The sequence below is a fragment of the Achromobacter sp. 1L-A-4-B-C2 genome (genome assembly GCF_057291955.1).
On record NZ_JBXAWP010000001.1, the window covers coordinates 933,202 to 948,053 of the forward strand.

Consider the following 14,852-nt stretch of genomic DNA (forward strand, 5'->3'; position numbering starts at 1 on the left):
GACATGCACATCACCCTGAATGGCGACGCGCGCGAATTCCCGTTGGACACGACCGTGATCGAACTGCTGCAAACGCTGGGCTACGCCGGCAAGCGCGTGGCGGTGGAACGCAATGGCGAAATCGTGCCCAAGAGCCAGCACGAGCAAACCACGCTGACGGACGGCGACCAGATCGAGATCGTGGTCGCGGTGGGCGGAGGCTGAACGTCCGCCACGCATTGACCTGCTTGCAACGACGAAGGGCCGCTGATGATCAGCGGCCCTTTGCGTTGGGACGCATGTTTGGCGCGGGGGTGGCGTCAACGTGATGCCGACACCTTTCTTCATTGCACGGCTTGTCCGATGGGGTTTGCGCCAAGCGCGCGAGTCACCGTGCAAAGTGACGAGCATTGTTGCGTAGTCTGGCGAGCGACTAGCAACCTGTTACACGATAACCCCTCGTCTGGCGGCAATTGTGCGAGTAATAATCGTTGCTGTTGGCTCGTTACGCGGCAAATTGCGGGTCAAGCGGGGGGCTTTGCGTCACCCGCCCTCTGCGGCATTCCAGGGCATGTTGCCCACCGCGCGCGCTCGCCAGGGACTTGGTTTTCTCACCGCAGCACAGATAAAGGAAACACTATGGGTCTGCTCAATTTCATCAAGGACGTAGGCGAAAAGCTTTTCGGCGCCAGCGAGGCCAAGGCCGCGACGGCTGACGAACTGAAGAAAGAGCTGGATAAGCACGGCCTGAACGCCGACGGCCTACAGATCACCGTGGACGGCGACAAAGTCACGGTAGCCGGCGAGGCGCTCAGTACCGAAGACGCCGAGAAGATTTCACTGGCGTTGGGCAACACGGTGGGCGTGGCGGCGGTGGACAACCAGTTGAAGGTCAAGCAGGCCACGCCGGAAGCCAAGATGTACACGGTGCAAAAGGGCGACAACCTGTGGAAGATCGCTGAAGCGCAATACGGCAAGGGCCAGGGCGCCAAGAACACGCTGATCTTCGAAGCCAACAAACCCATGCTGACCAGCCCGGACAAGATCTACCCGGGCCAGGTGCTGCGCATTCCGCCGCTGTCGTAAGCGGCCACTGAACTCGACAAGCCGGAGAACACCCATGCGTTTTCCGGATTGTGTCGCGGCACGGCGCCCCCTGCCTGCCGCGACTGCTTGGCCAGACGCAATGTCTGGCCATTTTTTTGCCTACTTCATGCCGAAGCGGCCCAGCCCTTTCATGCCGCCCATGGCGCGCATCATCTTGGCCATGCCGCCCTTCTTCATCTGCTTCATCATCCCCTGCATCTGCTCGAACTGAGCCAGCAGGCGGTTGACTTCCTGGACCGGCACGCCGGAGCCGGTGGCGATGCGGCGCTTGCGGGACGCCTTGATCAGTTCAGGCTTGGCGCGTTCGGCGGCCGTCATGGAATTCAGAATGCCTTCGGTACGGCGCAGCTGCTTTTCCGCCTGGCCGCCTTGCAGCTGACCGGCTGCCTGCTGGAACTGGGCCGGCAGCTTTTCAAGCAGCGACCCCATGTCGCCCAGCTTTTTCACCTGGCCAAGCTGATCGCGGAAATCGTTCAGGTCGAACTTGTTGCCCGACTTGATCTTGGCCGCCAGCTTTTGCGCATCGGCGATGTCGATGTTCTTTTGAGCCTGCTCGACCAGCGAAACGATATCGCCCATGCCCAGCACGCGTTGCGCCATGCGGTCAGGGTAGAAAGGTTCCAGGCCGTCCAGCTTTTCGGACACGCCGACAAACTTCAGCGGCTTGCCGGTGACGTGGCGCACCGACAGGGCCGCGCCGCCACGGGCGTCGCCGTCCAGCTTGGTCAGCACCACGCCAGTCAGGGGCAGCGCGTCCGCAAAGGCGCGCGCGGTGTTGACCGCGTCCTGGCCTTGCATGGCGTCCACGACGAACAGCGTTTCCACCGGCTTGACCAGATCATGCAGTGCGCGGATTTCGCGCATCATGGCTTCGTCGATGCCCAGGCGGCCGGCCGTATCCAGGATCAGGACGTCGTAGTGGTGACGACGCGCATGGTCCACCGCGCCGCGCGCGATGTCTTCAGGCTTCTGGCTGGGGTCGGACGGCAGGAAATCGACACCGACCTGAGCGGCCACGCTTTTCAGCTGGTCGATAGCGGCCGGGCGATACACGTCGGCGGACACCACCAGCACTTTCTTCTTGCCGGTCTTGCGGCCGTGCTGCGTGTGCTGCCCTTCGGACAGCCAGCGGGCCAGCTTACCGGTGGTGGTGGTTTTACCCGCGCCTTGCAGGCCGGCCATCAGGATGACGGCGGGCGGCTGCACGGCCAGCGACAGTTCGTTGGAATCGGCGCCCAGGTCGCCGCCCATCAAGGCGGTCAGTTCCTTGTGGACGACGCCGACCAGGGCTTGGCCCGGGCTGAGGCTGGCGGCCACTTCCTCGCCCAGCGCTTTTTCTTTCACGCGGGCGACAAATTCACGCACGACGGGCAGCGCCACGTCGGCTTCCAGCAGCGCCATGCGCACTTCGCGCAGCATCTCCTGGGTGTTGGCCTCGGTCAGGCGGGCTTCACCGCGCAGCGTCTTGACGACACGCGATAGGCGTTGAGTTAGGTTATCGAGCATGAGAGGCGTTTCCGCTTAAACTAGTTGATTGAACGGTGGCCGCAGGCGCGGATTCTGCGCTTTCGGGTGGCACGCACCCCAAGGCCCCATCCAGACAACGGTTTCTATGTCACTCGGCATTGTATTTCACACAGCGGCTGCCTTGGCGTACGCAGTGCTAGGGGGGTCACTTTGGCTCCGCCTGGCCGGCGCCGGGGAAGTTGAGCAGACGGGCAAAATCGGCCGTCTGTGCCTGCTGGGGGCCCTGATTCTTCAAGGGATCGGCCTGCAACAAGCGATGCTGGGCGCCCAGCATCTGTTCATTGGGTGGGCACTGGCCCTGTCCGCCGCCATCTGGCTGGGCATGGTGGTGTTCTGGCTGGAAAGCCTGCTGGTGCGCATCGACGGCCTGCAATTGCTGCTGCTGCCCGCCGCCGCCCTGGCCAGCGCCCTGGCCGCCCTTTTTCCGCAAGGCCAGTTCGTGCCGCACGCCGACGACGCCTGGCTGCGCGTGCACCTTTTGATTGCGCTGGCCGCCTATGGCCTGATCACCATCGCCGCGCTGCACGCCATGATGATGGCGCTGCTTGACCGCCACCTGCACCGCCCGCTGGACGCCCCCGCCGAACGCAGCATCATCGGCCGCGTGCTGGACTCGCAGCCGCCGCTGCTGGTGCAGGAACAACTGCTGTTCCGTATTATCTGGATCGGTTTCATCGTGCTGACCCTGGCCGTGGGCTCGGGGTCGGTGGCGTCCATGAAACTGACGGGCAAGATCCTGCCGTTTGACCACAAGACCGTCTTCACGCTGCTGTCCTGGCTGACATTTGGCGTGTTGCTGGTTGGCCGCCATGTATGGGGCTGGCGTGGCCGCGTGGCGCTGCGCTGGACGCTGACGGGTTTTGGTTTTTTGATTCTGGCGTACACCGGCAGCCGGTTCGTGCTGGAAATGATTCTGCATCGAGGCTGACGTGGGCAAGTTGTTGTTCTGGATTGTTCTGATCATCGCGGTGCTGTTCGTGGCCCGCATCGCCGCCCGCATGGCGGCCGCCCGCCAGGCCGGCGAGCCCACCCAGGGGCGCGGCAAGGCGACACGCTCGGCGCCCGCGCCGGCCGCCCCCGAATCCATGGTGCGTTGCGCGCATTGCGGCATCCACCTGCCCCGCTCCGAGGCCGTGCTGCTGAACGGCATGACCTGGTGCAGCACCGAACATTCCACGCTGGGCCCCGCCAGGAAGTAAGCGGAAAGCGGGGCGGGGGAACCGGGCGCCCGCGACGGCGCATGGGCTGCGTTTTACGCACGCCCCTCGGCAAAAACGCCAATTTGGGAGGCGGCGGCGACCACGGCATAATGCCCGTTGGCTTCAACACGCATGTTCTCTCTTATGGCTCTGCTTCTGGATCGACATGGCTGGCTGGCGCCGGCCCCCGGCGTCACCCTGCTGCCTTCGCCCAACTGCGACGCGCGCCCCGACGGCGCGCAGGTCTCTTTGCTGGTGCTGCACAACATCAGCCTGCCGCCCGGCCAATTCGGCGGCCCGGAAGTTGCCGGGCTGTTCACGAACACGCTGGACTATTCGTCGCACCCCCGGCTGGAACGCCTGCGCGGCCTGCGCGTGTCGGCCCACTTCTTTATTCGCCGCGATGGGCGCATCATGCAGTTCGTGTCCACCGACCAGCGCGCGTGGCACGCCGGCGTGTCGCGCTTTGGCCGGCGCGAACGCTGCAATGACTTTTCCATCGGCATCGAACTTGAAGGCACGGATACCCTGCCGTACGCCGACGAGCAGTACCTGGCGCTGCGCAAGCTGACGCCGGTGTTGCGCGCGCGTTATCCGCTGGCTGCGGCCTGGGGCCACGAACACATTGCCCCGGGGCGCAAGACCGACCCCGGGCCCGCTTTCAACTGGACGCGTTTTTCGCGCGACAGCGGCTTTGCGCGGCGGCAGTTGCCGCCCGTCTGACACTACTCAAGGACTGGTTATGTTGAAGATCTGGGGACGTCTTACGTCCGTCAACGTGCAGAAGGTAATGCTGGCCGTGCGCGAACTGGCCCTGCCGCACACCTTTACCCAGGCAGGCGGACCGTTCGGCGTGGTGGATACGCCGGAATTCGCCAAGCTGAACCCGAACCGCACCGTGCCGGTGATCGATGACGGCGGCTTTGTGCTGTGGGAATCGAACGCCATCGTGCGTTACCTGGCCGCGCGCTACGGCGCGGGCACCTTGTGGCCGGAAGACGCGTGCATGCGCGCCGACGCCGACCGCTGGATGGACTGGCAGACCACCGAATGGCAAGCCGCGATGGGCCCCGCATTTCTGGGGCTGATTCGCACGCCGGAAGCCAAGCGCGACCAGGCCGCGATTGAAAATTCGGTCAAGCGCTCCAACGTCCGCGCGCAGATCCTGGACCAGGCGTTGCAAGGCCGTGAGTTCATTGCAGGCCGTCACCTGACCATGGGCGACATTGCGCTGGTCAGCTCGGCGCACCGCTGGCTGGCCCTGCCCATCGAACGCCCCGATACCCCGGCGCTGTCCGCCTGGTATCGCCGCGTGATGATGCGCCCCGCCCCGCAAGGCGTGCTGACGCTGCCGCTGGAATAAGGCGTGCCGGACCGCGTCAGCCGCGGTCCACCTTCCAGCCCATTTCCGCCGAAATACCGGCGGCGGCTTCCTGCACCACCGGCACCATGTCGCGCATGCGGTCCAGGGACATATACGGCACGGTGCTGGACACGCTGATTGCCGCGACGATGCCGCTTGAGGCATCGCGCACCGGCGCCGCCACACAGCGGATCGACGGCTCGTTGTCTTCCAGGTCAAACGCATAGCCCTGCGCCGCATAGTCACGCATGCGGTCGCGAAACGCTTCCCAGCTCTGCTGGCCACCCGGTGCGCGCGAGGACACCGGCGCGCCGATGCAATGTAGCGCCTTCCATTGCGGTTCTTCGGTATCCAGCAGCAGCGCCTTGCCCACGCCCGTTGCCGCCAGCGGCATCCGATGGCCCACGCGCGAGCGCATTTCCAGCCCCTTCTTGCCAGGAATCTTTTCCAGGTACAGCACTTCGTCGTTGTCGCGCACGGCCAGATGAATGGTATCGCCCGTCTGCGCGGCCAACGCATCCAGGTAGGGCCGCGCCAGCGTCGCCATGGGAAACGCTTCACGCGCCTGGAATCCCAGTTCGATCAGCTTGGGCCCCAGCACATAACCCACCCCCGGCAAAGCGCGCAAATAGCGCTCTTGCACCAGGCAGCTGGCAAGCCGGTGCGTGGTGCTGCGCGCCACGCCGATGCGGGCGCAGATTTCCTTCAGGTCGCGCGCGCCGTCGGCCACCGCCTGCACAACGGCCAGACCGCGCATCAGCGTCTGCGTGCCGGCCGGCGCGGCGGCGTCGGGGTCCAGGGAGGGAATGGGATTTGCGGGCAAGGGGAAGGTCATGAAACGGGGATGAAACGGGGAGGCAATGGCGGAAACGGGGCAAGCATACCCGGGATGGCAAGGGCCAGGGCGCGACACAGGGCAACCGGCCATCCGATTCGGGCACCGTCCAAAGCGCGCCTTCTACCGTGCCACATTCCCTGTATGTGGGATTTAATTCTATATTTTGAGATTTTTCAAGCTCTGATCTAGAATTTTTTCCAGCGCGCGCCACGCTTTGCACAAGCCCGGTGCGCACCGACACAACAAGGTTTCCCCGCCCCGCCCGCCTGACGCATCCCCGCGCCGGACGGGCGCACCAGGCAGGGCAGCCAACGATGAGACACATCAGATGACACCCGCAACGCCCGCCCGCGCGGCGCTTATCGCGCTGGATTGGGGCACCTCTTCGCTACGCGCGTATCGGCTGGACGGCACGGGCCGCACGCTGGATACGCGGCATCTGCCCTGGGGCATCATGCGCCTGCCGCAACCTTTGCAGGATGGCGCGGCCAGCACCGCCTTGTCTGGTTTCGACCTGGCGTTTGACCAGGCTTGTGGCGACTGGCTGCGCGCGGAACCGAGCTTGCCCGTCATCGCCTGCGGCATGGTTGGCAGCGCGCAAGGCTGGCGCGAAGCGGCCTACCTGGACGTGCCCGTCGACCTGGCGCGCATCGGCACCCTGCTGACGGTGGTGGAACGCACCAGCGCCGGACCCGACGCCACCCCGCTGCATATCGTGCCCGGCCTGATCCAGCGTCACGGCCTGCCCAACGTCATGCGCGGCGAAGAAACGCAGGTCTTCGGTGTGATGTTCGACCAGGCCGAAAAATCCGGCGCCAATGCCGCCGACAGCGTGCTGATCGGCTTGCCCGGCACGCATTCCAAATGGGTCACCGCCCGCCGAGGCCGCGTCACCCACTTCGACACCTTCATGACCGGCGAGGTCTACGCCGCGCTGCGTGGCCACACCATCCTGGGCCGCACGATGAGCGACGCGCCGGCCGCCGACATGGCCGCCTTCGAGCGAGGCGTGAAGGTAGCCGGCGCACCGGCCGGACGCGCCGGCGTGTTGTCCACCATCTTCAGCACGCGCGCACTGGGCCTGACCGGCGAACTGGCGGCCACGTCGCAAGCCGACTATCTGTCCGGCCTGCTGATCGGCCACGAAATCGCCGCACTGGCCCAGATGCTGCACGAGCAAGGCGAGCGGCCCCGCATCGTGCTTTGCGGCGACCCGGCGCTGTGCCAACGCTACATCCTGGCCATGCAGCACTACGGCCTGGGCACGCCCGAACAAGCGCAGAACGCCACCGAACGCGGCTTGTGGCACCTGGCCGTCTGCGCCGGGCTGGTCAAGGCCGAATCGGGCGCGGCCGGGCAGCGCTACGCCACCCCCACCCCTTCGGCATCCGTCCAGGAACCCACATGAACCACACCGGACTGCAAACCGCCATGGCCCACTGCGGCCTGATCGCCATCCTGCGCGGCATCCAGCCGCACGAAGCCGAAGACATCGGCAACGAACTGTACGCGGCGGGCTTTCGCCTGATCGAAGTGCCGCTGAATTCGCCGGACCCCTTAGCCAGCATCCGCGCCATGCGCGCCGCGCTGCCAACTGATTGCCTGATCGGCGCCGGCACCGTGCTTGACCCCGACGACTGCGCGCGCGTGCAGGATGCGGGCGGCGAATTGATCGTCATGCCGCACAGCGACGCCGCCGTCATCCGCGCGGCCAAGACGCTGGGCATGGCGTCCTGCCCCGGCGTTGCCACGCCCACCGAGGCATTCGCCGCGCTGGCAGCCGGCGCCGACGTGCTGAAGATGTTTCCCGCCGAACAGCTGGGCCCCAACGTGCTGCGCGCATGGCGCGCCGTGATGCGCCCGCCAATCGCGCTGGTGCCCGTGGGCGGCATCACGCCCGACAACCTTTCCGACTTTGCCCGGGCCGGAGCCAGCGGCTTCGGCTTGGGCTCCGCCTTGTACAAACCCGGCCTGACGGCCACCGAAGTCGGCCAGAACGCGCGCGCATTCGTCGCCGCCTGGCAACGCGCCTATTCCGCCCAGGAGACCCAAGCATGAAGATCACCAAGCTCACCACCTACATCGTGCCGCCCCGGTGGTGCTTCCTGAAAATCGAGACGGACGAAGGCATCGTCGGCTGGGGCGAGCCCGTCGTGGAGGGCCGCGCGCATTCGGTGGCCGCTGCCGTTGAAGAGCTGTCCGATTACCTGGTCGGCAAAGACCCGCGCAACATCGAAGACCACTGGACGGTGCTGTACCGGGGCGGCTTTTATCGCGGCGGCGCCATCCACATGAGCGCGCTGGCCGGTATCGACCAGGCACTGTGGGACATCAAGGGCAAGCACCTGGGCGTGCCGGTGTCGCAACTGTTGGGTGGCAACGTGCGCGACCGCATCCGCGTGTATTCGTGGATCGGCGGCGACCGCCCTGCCGATACCGCCGCCGCCGCCAAAAGCGCGGTGGACCGCGGCTTTACCGCCGTGAAGATGAACGGCACGGAAGAACTGCAATTCATCGATTCGTTCGACAAGGTTGAAAAGTGCCTGGAGAACGTGGCCGCCGTGCGCGATGCCGTCGGCCCCAACGTGGGCATCGGCGTGGACTTCCACGGCCGCGTGCACAAGCCCATGGCCAAGGTCCTGATGAAAGAGCTGGACCCGTTCAAGCTGATGTTCATCGAAGAACCCGTCTTGAGCGAACACTACGAAGCCTTGAAGGAACTGGCGCCGCTGACGTCCACCCCCATCGCGCTGGGCGAACGCCTGTTCTCGCGCTGGGACTTCAAGCGCGTGCTGTCCGAAGGCTATGTGGACATCATCCAGCCGGACCCGTCCCACGCGGGCGGCATCACCGAAACGCGCAAGATCGCGGCAATGGCCGAGGCCTATGACGTGGCGCTGGCGCTGCATTGCCCGCTGGGTCCCATCGCCCTGGCCACCTGCTTGCAGATCGATGCGGGTTGCTACAACGCCTTCATCCAGGAACAAAGCCTGGGCATCCACTACAACGCCGCCAACGACCTGCTGGACTACGTCAGCAACCGCGAAGTCTTCCAGTACGAAGACGGCATGGTCGCCATTCCGCAAGGCCCGGGCCTGGGCATCGAGGTCAACGAGGAATACGTAAAGGAGCGCGCCGCCGTGGGCCACCGCTGGCGCAACCCGATCTGGCGCCACGCCGACGGCAGCTTCGCCGAATGGTAAAGCCAGCCCGATCACGCTGACTGACCGCCATGCGGCGCCTCTTGCTTCTGTCACGAGCGCCGCTTTTTTCTTCTTTATATCGATAACCCATCGGCATCCAAGCCGATGGCCCCGCCCCTAGCAGGGCGCACGAGGAGACAATCCGTGTCAACCGCCACCCACGCCGGCTTGCAACACACCCAGCGCCCCACGCGCAGCCGGTACATCATCATGGTGATGTTGTTTATCACCGTCGTCATCAACTACCTGGACCGCAGCAACCTGTCCATCGCCGCGCCCGCGCTGAAAGACGAGTTTGGCCTGGACACCTGGCATGAAGGCCTGATCCTGTCCGCCTTCGGCTGGACCTACGCCGCCATGCAGATCCCCGGCGGCTGGCTGGTGGACCGCGTATCGCCCCGCGTGCTGTATGCCGTGGCGCTGATCCTGTGGTCGGCGGCAACCTTCTTCATGGGCTTTGCCAGCAGCTTCATCATTCTGTTCGTGTTGCGCCTGGCGGTAGGCGCGTTGGAAGCGCCCGCCTACCCCATCAACAACCGTGTCGTCACCACTTGGTTTCCGGAAAAAGAACGCGCCACCGCCATCGGCTTCTACACGTCGGGCCAGTTCGTGGGCCTGGCCTTTCTGACGCCCGTGCTGGCCTGGCTGCAACACCATTACGGCTGGCACATGGTGTTTGTCAGCACCGGCTTACTGGGCATCGTCTGGGGCGTGCTGTGGTACCTGATCTACCGCGAGCCGCGCCAGTTCAAGGGCGCCAACGCCGCCGAGATCGAACTGATCCAGCAAGGCGGCGGCGTGGTCGACCTGGACCGCAACGCGCGCGCCAAGAAGGCGCCGTTCAACTGGAATGACCTGGGGCTGGTCATGTCCAAGCGCAAGCTGTGGGGCGTGTACCTGGGCCAGTTCTGCCTGACGTCCACGCTGTGGTTCTTCCTGACGTGGTTTCCGACTTACCTGGTGAAGTACCGCGGCATGGACTTCATCAAGTCGGGCTTCCTGGCATCCGTGCCCTTCCTGGCCGCGTTCGTGGGCGTGTTGTGCTCGGGCGTGCTGTCCGACTTCCTGGTGCGACGCGGCGCCACCGTGGGCCTGGCGCGCAAGCTGCCCATCATCCTGGGCCTGCTGATTTCCACATCGATGATCGGCGCGAACTTCACCGATTCCACGCCCTGGGTCATCTTCTTCCTGGCGCTGGCCTTCTTCGGCAACGGCCTGGCATCCATCACGTGGTCGCTGGTGTCAACGCTGGCGCCGGTGCGGCTCTTGGGCCTGACGGGCGGCGTGTTCAATTTCGTGGGCAACCTGTCATCCATCTGCACACCCATCGTCATCGGCCTCCTGGTGTCCAAAGACAACTTCGCCCCTGCCATCGTCTACGTTTCGTCGCTAGCCCTGCTGGGCGCGCTGTCGTACATCCTGCTGGTCGGCAAGGTGGAACGGATAGAGGCGTGATTGATGTGTGTGGGTGAGATGAAGGGTGCCGGATGAACGGCACCCTTTTTTTGTGCGCGATATGCAGCCCGAGAGCACAGAGCAAGGGCTAAAAGCGTCACTTCCACGTTTTCGCTTTTGCAGCGGATCAAGGACCATCACGCCATGTGAGTCACATCCGCCGATGACGAGACGGCACGGACAAGCAACTTGACTAATTTTCGTCGATAAACGAATATGGCCATGTTTGAAATTGAACACTACGTGACCGCCGATGCCGGGATCGACCTTTATGTGGCGTGGTTGAAAAGCCTGCGTGACAACCGCGCAAGAGTGGCGATCATCCGCCGAGTCTTTCGCATCCACCAAGGCAACTTCGGCGATCACAAGTTCTGCCGCGAAGGAGTCTGGGAACTACGAATAGATATCGGCCCGGGATATCGCGTGTATTACGGGCTAGCCGGACGGCGTGTGGTGCTGTTGCTTTCCGGCGGCGACAAACGTTCGCAAACTGACGACATCGAGCGCGCGGTATGCGCATGGCAACATTGGAACCAGAGAACACCATGAAAAGCAGACCCCACGATGAAGCGATGGCCGAGCTGTACCGTGATGACCCCGCATTGGCCGTTGACCTGATCAACAGCGTGCTGGAAGACGGGACCCAGGCAGAGCTCTTGATCGCGCTGCGGCAACTGACGCAGGCTTTTGGTGGCGTGCAGGCCGTGGCGGCGCAGGCGCACCTGAATCCCACCCAGCTCTACCGCACGCTGTCACCCAAGGGCAACCCCGCGCTGAGCAGCCTGACGGCAATCCTGAAAGCCTTGGGCCTGCGGCTGGCGGTACAACCGCTGACACCCGTGGGCGCCAGATAATGCGAATGGGCGGGTTGGGGGACAACGCCCAACCCGCCCAGCTAATGCTAATGTTCGACGCGCCACTCAGCAGCCCTGCATCGCCAGCTTGCGGCGGCGCACGTTGCCGGCGCGTTGCACCAGCACCAGGGCCAGGCCGGCGGTGGCGATGACGGCGCCGGCGATGGGTACGGCGGCGTAGCCCAGCCCGGCCGAAATCACCGCGCCGCCCGCTGCCGCGCCTACCGCGTTGCCCAGGTTGAACGCGCCCACGTTGACCGACGATGCCAGCCCCGGGGCCTCCGTCGCCGCGCGCATCACGCCCATCTGCAAAGGCGGCACCACGGCAAAGGTGGCGATGCCGAAGATCAGCAGGGAAATCGCCGCGCCGATCTGGGTGGAGGCGATCCACGGGAACGCCAGCAAGTCGATGATGACGATCACCAGGAAGGTGATCAGCGTGCCGTCCAGCGAACGGTCGGCCATGCGGCCACCCAGGCCGTTGCCCAGCGTGAAGCCCAGGCCAATCAACACCAGCATGCCGGTAATGAAGCCGGGCGACGCGCCGGTGATCTCGGCCAGCGTGGGCGCAATGTAGGTGTACAGCGTGAACATCGCGCCCGCGCCCACCACCGTGGTCAACAGCGCCAACAGCACGACGGGGCTTTTCAGCACGGCCAGTTCATGGCGCACGTCGGGGCGGCGTCCGGCTTCGCCCGCGGGCAAGGCGAACCACAGCGACAACATCGCAATCAAGCCCAGCACGGCGGTGGCGGCGAACGACATGCGCCAACCGATCACCTGCCCCAGCCACGTCGCGGCCGGCACCCCGCCCACGTTGGCGATGGTCAGCCCCATGAACATGGTGGCCACCGCGCTGGCCTGCTTGTGGCGCGGCACCACGCTGGCGGCTACCAGCGAGCCCAGCCCGAAGAACGCGCCGTGGTTCAGGGCGGTGACCAGCCGCGCCAGCAGCAGCGTCGTGTAATTGGGTGACAGGGCCGACAGCACGTTGCCGATGGTGAAGATCAACATCAACAAAATCAGCGCCTTGCGCCGCGACCAGCGCGAAAACACCAGCGTCATCAGCGGCGCGCCCACCATCACGCCGATGGCGTAGGCGCTGATCAGCATGCCGGCGCTGGGAATGGACACGCCCACGCCATCGGCGATGACGGGCAAAAGACCCATCGGTGAAAACTCGGTCACGCCAATGCCAAACGCACCGACGGCCAGCGCCAGTAGCGGCAGCCCGGATTTGACCGGTTGATTATCTTGCGGGTTCATGCGAATTCCTTAGAGCACGTCGGAAAGACAGGCGTGCAGTATGACGGCGCCATCCTTGCGGAAAAAGCCGTCTGGCGGGCAAACACTTTTGACTTGGGGTCACAAATCGGTTCCCGGTGTCGGGATCAGGGATGCACAGCCCCGCGCTAGGTCAGCCCCAACAGGCGCTCCGTCTCGCGCGCCAGCGCCACCAGCCGGGGCCCGATATCGGCGGCGCGCTCGCGAAAGGGTCCGTCCCCGGAAGGCACGCCACAGTTGAAAACGTACGTCAGTGACTGGTACGGCCGCCACAACGGGGCCGCAAACCCATACGCGTCGGGACGCCACTGCACGTTGTTGCCGCAATACCCCTTGCGCTCCAGGTCGCGTGCCGCCGCCGCCAGGCTGGGAAAATGCTCGGCGTAATGGCGCGCGTCGGCCACACGTAGCTGGTTCAGCACCACCGCCCGCTCGGCATCCGGCACGCGGCACAACCACGCCTTGCCCGCCGCGCTGGACAGCAGCGGCAGCGACGCGCCGATATCGGGCCGGGTTTGCAAGGCGTCGTTCGAGCGAGCGGTTTCCACGTACACCATTTGCAGGCGGTCGCGCACCACCAGCGACACCGCGCCGCGTGCGTGGTCGGCCAGCTGCTTCATCAGCGGCCGCGCCAGCTGGCGGATCTGCATGCTGGCCAGCAAGGGGTAGCTCAACGCCAGCACCGCCGCGCCCAGCCGGTAGCGGGCGGGCGAGCCCACGCGTTGCAAGAAGCCCAGCTCGACCAGCGTATGCGTCAAGCGCGCCACGGCGCTTTTCGACAGGCCCGTCTGCTGCGCGAAGTCCTTGTTGGCCAGCTCGGGCCGGTCCGCCCGAAAGCAGCCCAGGATATCGATGCCGTGCGCCAGCGTGGTGGCGAAGTCGCGGTCGCGGGCGGGGTCGACGCCGTCCCGGTGTTGGCTGCCGTCCCGATGTGCGGAGCCGTCCCGGTGTTGGCTGCCGTCCCGACGTGCGGAGCCGTCCCGATGTTGGGAGCCGTCCTGATGTTGGCCGCCGTCCCCATGGGGGTCGCGCTTGCGGTCACGGCGGGGCTCGTGGCCACCGTTAAGTTCAACCGGCATCCGAACGCTCCAGCATTTTTTCCACGCGCGCCACCAGCGTCAGCAGACGGGGTGCGATGCGCCGCCGCAGATCGCCCGCGCGCAATCGCCGCGTGGGAACCCCGCAATTGAAAACGAATACCTGGCCATCCACGCGGCGCCGCATCGGCACCGCCACCGCGTGCACGTCCGCGTGCCACTCACCCTCGGCCACGCAATAGCCATGCGCGGCGTAATCCCGCTGCGCCTCTGCCCAGCCGGGTGCATGCCGTTGCCATGCAGCGGGGTCTTGTTCGCGCAGCTGACGCAACAGCGCTTGCGCCTCGGCCGGGTCCGCCTGCGCCAGCCACGCGCGGCCCATCGCAGACGCCAGCAACGGCAGCATGGCGCCGATGTCCGGCCGAAACGCCACCGCGTCATGGCCCCGGCACGTTTCCACATAGACCATGTGCGTGCCGTGATGCATGCCTAATGACGCCGACCCGCCCGCCGCGTTGGCCAGCCGCGTCATCAGCGGACGCGCCATCTGCCGCAGCTTGATGCTGGCCAGCAAGGGATAACTTAGCGACAGCAGCGCCGTGCCCAGTCGATAGCGGCGCAGGCCGGCGTCATAACGCAGCAGCCCACGCTGCACCAGCGTGTACGTCAGCCGCGAAATCGTGGCTTTGGACAGCCCGGTGCGGTCGGCAAGCTCGCGGTTGCTTAGCGCCGGCTCGCCATGGCGAAAAGTTTGCAGCACCGACAGGCCGTGGGCCAGCGTGGTGGCGAAATCAGGGTCGGGGTGGCGGCCGCCCAAGGGCGTGGTCATGGTCGCATTCCGGGTGGGACGGCGCGCGGACAGGCGCCGGGCAGTGAGGTCGATGATAGTGCAGGCGCCCCCTGCACCGCAGCCCGCGCGCTCATAAAGCGTTCAAGATATCAAAACACTTGTCTCGCATTTCGCGCTGCTTTGCTACCTTGGATTCCGCGCCGCCCGGTGTGAAAT

General features: G+C 65.4%; 17 protein-coding genes. 12 read left to right on the forward strand and 5 right to left on the reverse strand.

Annotated features, from left to right (window positions below):
* Positions 1–3: 3 nt before the first annotated feature.
* Both thiS and lysM read left to right on the forward strand, forming a co-directional pair.
* Positions 4–204: a sulfur carrier protein ThiS gene (gene thiS / locus AC0Z35_RS04175; protein ID WP_006222389.1), complete on the forward strand. Its 201-nt coding sequence runs from the start codon at positions 4–6 to the stop codon at positions 202–204.
* 414 nt (positions 205–618) lie between these two features.
* Complete coding sequence (gene lysM, locus AC0Z35_RS04180) at positions 619–1,065, forward strand: peptidoglycan-binding protein LysM (RefSeq protein ID WP_046806676.1); 447 nt, start codon at positions 619–621, stop codon at positions 1,063–1,065.
* Positions 1,066–1,185: 120 nt separating this feature from the next.
* On the opposite strand, the gene ffh is transcribed toward lysM, so the two are convergent.
* Positions 1,186–2,592: a signal recognition particle protein gene (gene ffh, locus AC0Z35_RS04185; RefSeq protein ID WP_046806677.1), complete on the reverse strand. Its 1,407-nt coding sequence runs from the start codon at positions 2,590–2,592 to the stop codon at positions 1,186–1,188.
* A gap of 106 nt (positions 2,593–2,698) precedes the next feature.
* Between ffh and AC0Z35_RS04190 the strand changes: the two genes are divergently transcribed.
* The 4 genes from AC0Z35_RS04190 to AC0Z35_RS04205 all read left to right on the forward strand — a co-directional run bounded on the left by AC0Z35_RS04190 (position 2,699) and on the right by AC0Z35_RS04205 (position 5,175).
* Positions 2,699–3,541, forward strand: coding sequence for a cytochrome C assembly family protein (locus tag AC0Z35_RS04190; protein WP_485131292.1), 843 nt, complete (start codon positions 2,699–2,701; stop codon positions 3,539–3,541).
* A gap of 1 nt (position 3,542) precedes the next feature.
* Positions 3,543–3,812, forward strand: a complete 270-nt coding sequence (locus AC0Z35_RS04195) for a PP0621 family protein (RefSeq protein ID WP_046806679.1) — start codon at positions 3,543–3,545, stop codon at positions 3,810–3,812.
* A 144-nt stretch (positions 3,813–3,956) separates the two neighbouring features.
* Positions 3,957–4,535, forward strand: a complete 579-nt coding sequence (gene ampD, locus AC0Z35_RS04200; protein ID WP_485131291.1) for a 1,6-anhydro-N-acetylmuramyl-L-alanine amidase AmpD — start codon at positions 3,957–3,959, stop codon at positions 4,533–4,535.
* Positions 4,536–4,554: 19 nt separating this feature from the next.
* Complete coding sequence (locus tag AC0Z35_RS04205) at positions 4,555–5,175, forward strand: glutathione S-transferase family protein (RefSeq protein ID WP_046806681.1); 621 nt, start codon at positions 4,555–4,557, stop codon at positions 5,173–5,175.
* Positions 5,176–5,191: 16 nt separating this feature from the next.
* Here AC0Z35_RS04205 and AC0Z35_RS04210 read toward each other — a convergent pair whose 3' ends face one another.
* A complete protein-coding gene (locus tag AC0Z35_RS04210; RefSeq protein WP_485131290.1) occupies positions 5,192–6,010 on the reverse strand; it encodes an IclR family transcriptional regulator in 819 nt (272 codons plus the stop codon).
* A gap of 331 nt (positions 6,011–6,341) precedes the next feature.
* Here AC0Z35_RS04210 and AC0Z35_RS04215 point away from each other — a divergent pair, with 331 nt between their 5' ends.
* The 6 genes from AC0Z35_RS04215 to AC0Z35_RS04240 all read left to right on the forward strand — a co-directional run bounded on the left by AC0Z35_RS04215 (position 6,342) and on the right by AC0Z35_RS04240 (position 11,525).
* Positions 6,342–7,421, forward strand: coding sequence for a 2-dehydro-3-deoxygalactonokinase (locus AC0Z35_RS04215; protein WP_485131289.1), 1,080 nt, complete (start codon positions 6,342–6,344; stop codon positions 7,419–7,421).
* Complete coding sequence (locus AC0Z35_RS04220) at positions 7,418–8,071, forward strand: 2-dehydro-3-deoxy-6-phosphogalactonate aldolase (protein ID WP_485131288.1); 654 nt, start codon at positions 7,418–7,420, stop codon at positions 8,069–8,071. Before AC0Z35_RS04215 ends, AC0Z35_RS04220 begins: the two co-directional genes overlap by 4 nt.
* Complete coding sequence (dgoD, locus tag AC0Z35_RS04225; RefSeq protein ID WP_046806685.1) at positions 8,068–9,216, forward strand: galactonate dehydratase; 1,149 nt, start codon at positions 8,068–8,070, stop codon at positions 9,214–9,216. The genes AC0Z35_RS04220 and dgoD overlap by 4 nt, the downstream gene beginning before the upstream one ends.
* Positions 9,217–9,360: 144 nt before the next feature.
* Complete coding sequence (locus tag AC0Z35_RS04230) at positions 9,361–10,671, forward strand: MFS transporter (RefSeq protein ID WP_319307687.1); 1,311 nt, start codon at positions 9,361–9,363, stop codon at positions 10,669–10,671.
* Positions 10,672–10,893: 222 nt separating this feature from the next.
* The gene (locus AC0Z35_RS04235) at positions 10,894–11,220 is read left to right on the forward strand and encodes a type II toxin-antitoxin system RelE/ParE family toxin (RefSeq protein WP_319307686.1); all 327 of its coding nucleotides are present in this window, start codon (positions 10,894–10,896) and stop codon (positions 11,218–11,220) included.
* Complete coding sequence (locus AC0Z35_RS04240) at positions 11,217–11,525, forward strand: helix-turn-helix domain-containing transcriptional regulator (RefSeq protein ID WP_319307685.1); 309 nt, start codon at positions 11,217–11,219, stop codon at positions 11,523–11,525. The genes AC0Z35_RS04235 and AC0Z35_RS04240 overlap by 4 nt, the downstream gene beginning before the upstream one ends.
* Positions 11,526–11,591: 66 nt before the next feature.
* On the opposite strand, the gene AC0Z35_RS04245 is transcribed toward AC0Z35_RS04240, so the two are convergent.
* The 3 genes from AC0Z35_RS04245 to AC0Z35_RS04255 form a co-directional block, all read right to left on the reverse strand.
* Positions 11,592–12,791 carry an MFS transporter gene (locus tag AC0Z35_RS04245; protein ID WP_485131287.1) on the reverse strand — a complete coding sequence of 400 codons (1,200 nt, stop codon included), beginning with the start codon at positions 12,789–12,791 and terminating at the stop codon, positions 11,592–11,594.
* Positions 12,792–12,937: 146 nt separating this feature from the next.
* Positions 12,938–13,888: an IclR family transcriptional regulator gene (locus tag AC0Z35_RS04250; protein ID WP_485131286.1), complete on the reverse strand. Its 951-nt coding sequence runs from the start codon at positions 13,886–13,888 to the stop codon at positions 12,938–12,940.
* Positions 13,878–14,675, reverse strand: coding sequence for an IclR family transcriptional regulator (locus AC0Z35_RS04255; RefSeq protein WP_046806689.1), 798 nt, complete (start codon positions 14,673–14,675; stop codon positions 13,878–13,880). The genes AC0Z35_RS04250 and AC0Z35_RS04255 overlap by 11 nt, the downstream gene beginning before the upstream one ends.
* Positions 14,676–14,852 lie beyond the last annotated feature (177 nt).

Excerpts from the sequence above, each read along its gene's own strand:
- thiS (WP_006222389.1), top strand. The coding sequence starts at position 4 with ATGCACATCACCCTGAATGGCGACGCGCGCGAATTCCCGTTGGACACG.
- AC0Z35_RS04235 (WP_319307686.1), top strand. The coding sequence starts at position 10,894 with ATGTTTGAAATTGAACACTACGTGACCGCCGATGCCGGGATCGACCTT.
- lysM (WP_046806676.1), top strand. The coding sequence starts at position 619 with ATGGGTCTGCTCAATTTCATCAAGGACGTAGGCGAAAAGCTTTTCGGC.
- AC0Z35_RS04255 (WP_046806689.1), bottom strand. The coding sequence starts at position 14,675 with ATGACCACGCCCTTGGGCGGCCGCCACCCCGACCCTGATTTCGCCACC.
- AC0Z35_RS04220 (WP_485131288.1), top strand. The coding sequence starts at position 7,418 with ATGAACCACACCGGACTGCAAACCGCCATGGCCCACTGCGGCCTGATC.
- AC0Z35_RS04240 (WP_319307685.1), top strand. The coding sequence starts at position 11,217 with ATGAAAAGCAGACCCCACGATGAAGCGATGGCCGAGCTGTACCGTGAT.
- dgoD (WP_046806685.1), top strand. The coding sequence starts at position 8,068 with ATGAAGATCACCAAGCTCACCACCTACATCGTGCCGCCCCGGTGGTGC.
- ampD (WP_485131291.1), top strand. The coding sequence starts at position 3,957 with ATGGCTCTGCTTCTGGATCGACATGGCTGGCTGGCGCCGGCCCCCGGC.
- AC0Z35_RS04245 (WP_485131287.1), bottom strand. The coding sequence starts at position 12,791 with ATGAACCCGCAAGATAATCAACCGGTCAAATCCGGGCTGCCGCTACTG.
- AC0Z35_RS04250 (WP_485131286.1), bottom strand. The coding sequence starts at position 13,888 with ATGCCGGTTGAACTTAACGGTGGCCACGAGCCCCGCCGTGACCGCAAG.
- AC0Z35_RS04205 (WP_046806681.1), top strand. The coding sequence starts at position 4,555 with ATGTTGAAGATCTGGGGACGTCTTACGTCCGTCAACGTGCAGAAGGTA.
- AC0Z35_RS04190 (WP_485131292.1), top strand. The coding sequence starts at position 2,699 with ATGTCACTCGGCATTGTATTTCACACAGCGGCTGCCTTGGCGTACGCA.
- ffh (WP_046806677.1), bottom strand. The coding sequence starts at position 2,592 with ATGCTCGATAACCTAACTCAACGCCTATCGCGTGTCGTCAAGACGCTG.
- AC0Z35_RS04210 (WP_485131290.1), bottom strand. The coding sequence starts at position 6,010 with ATGACCTTCCCCTTGCCCGCAAATCCCATTCCCTCCCTGGACCCCGAC.
- AC0Z35_RS04215 (WP_485131289.1), top strand. The coding sequence starts at position 6,342 with ATGACACCCGCAACGCCCGCCCGCGCGGCGCTTATCGCGCTGGATTGG.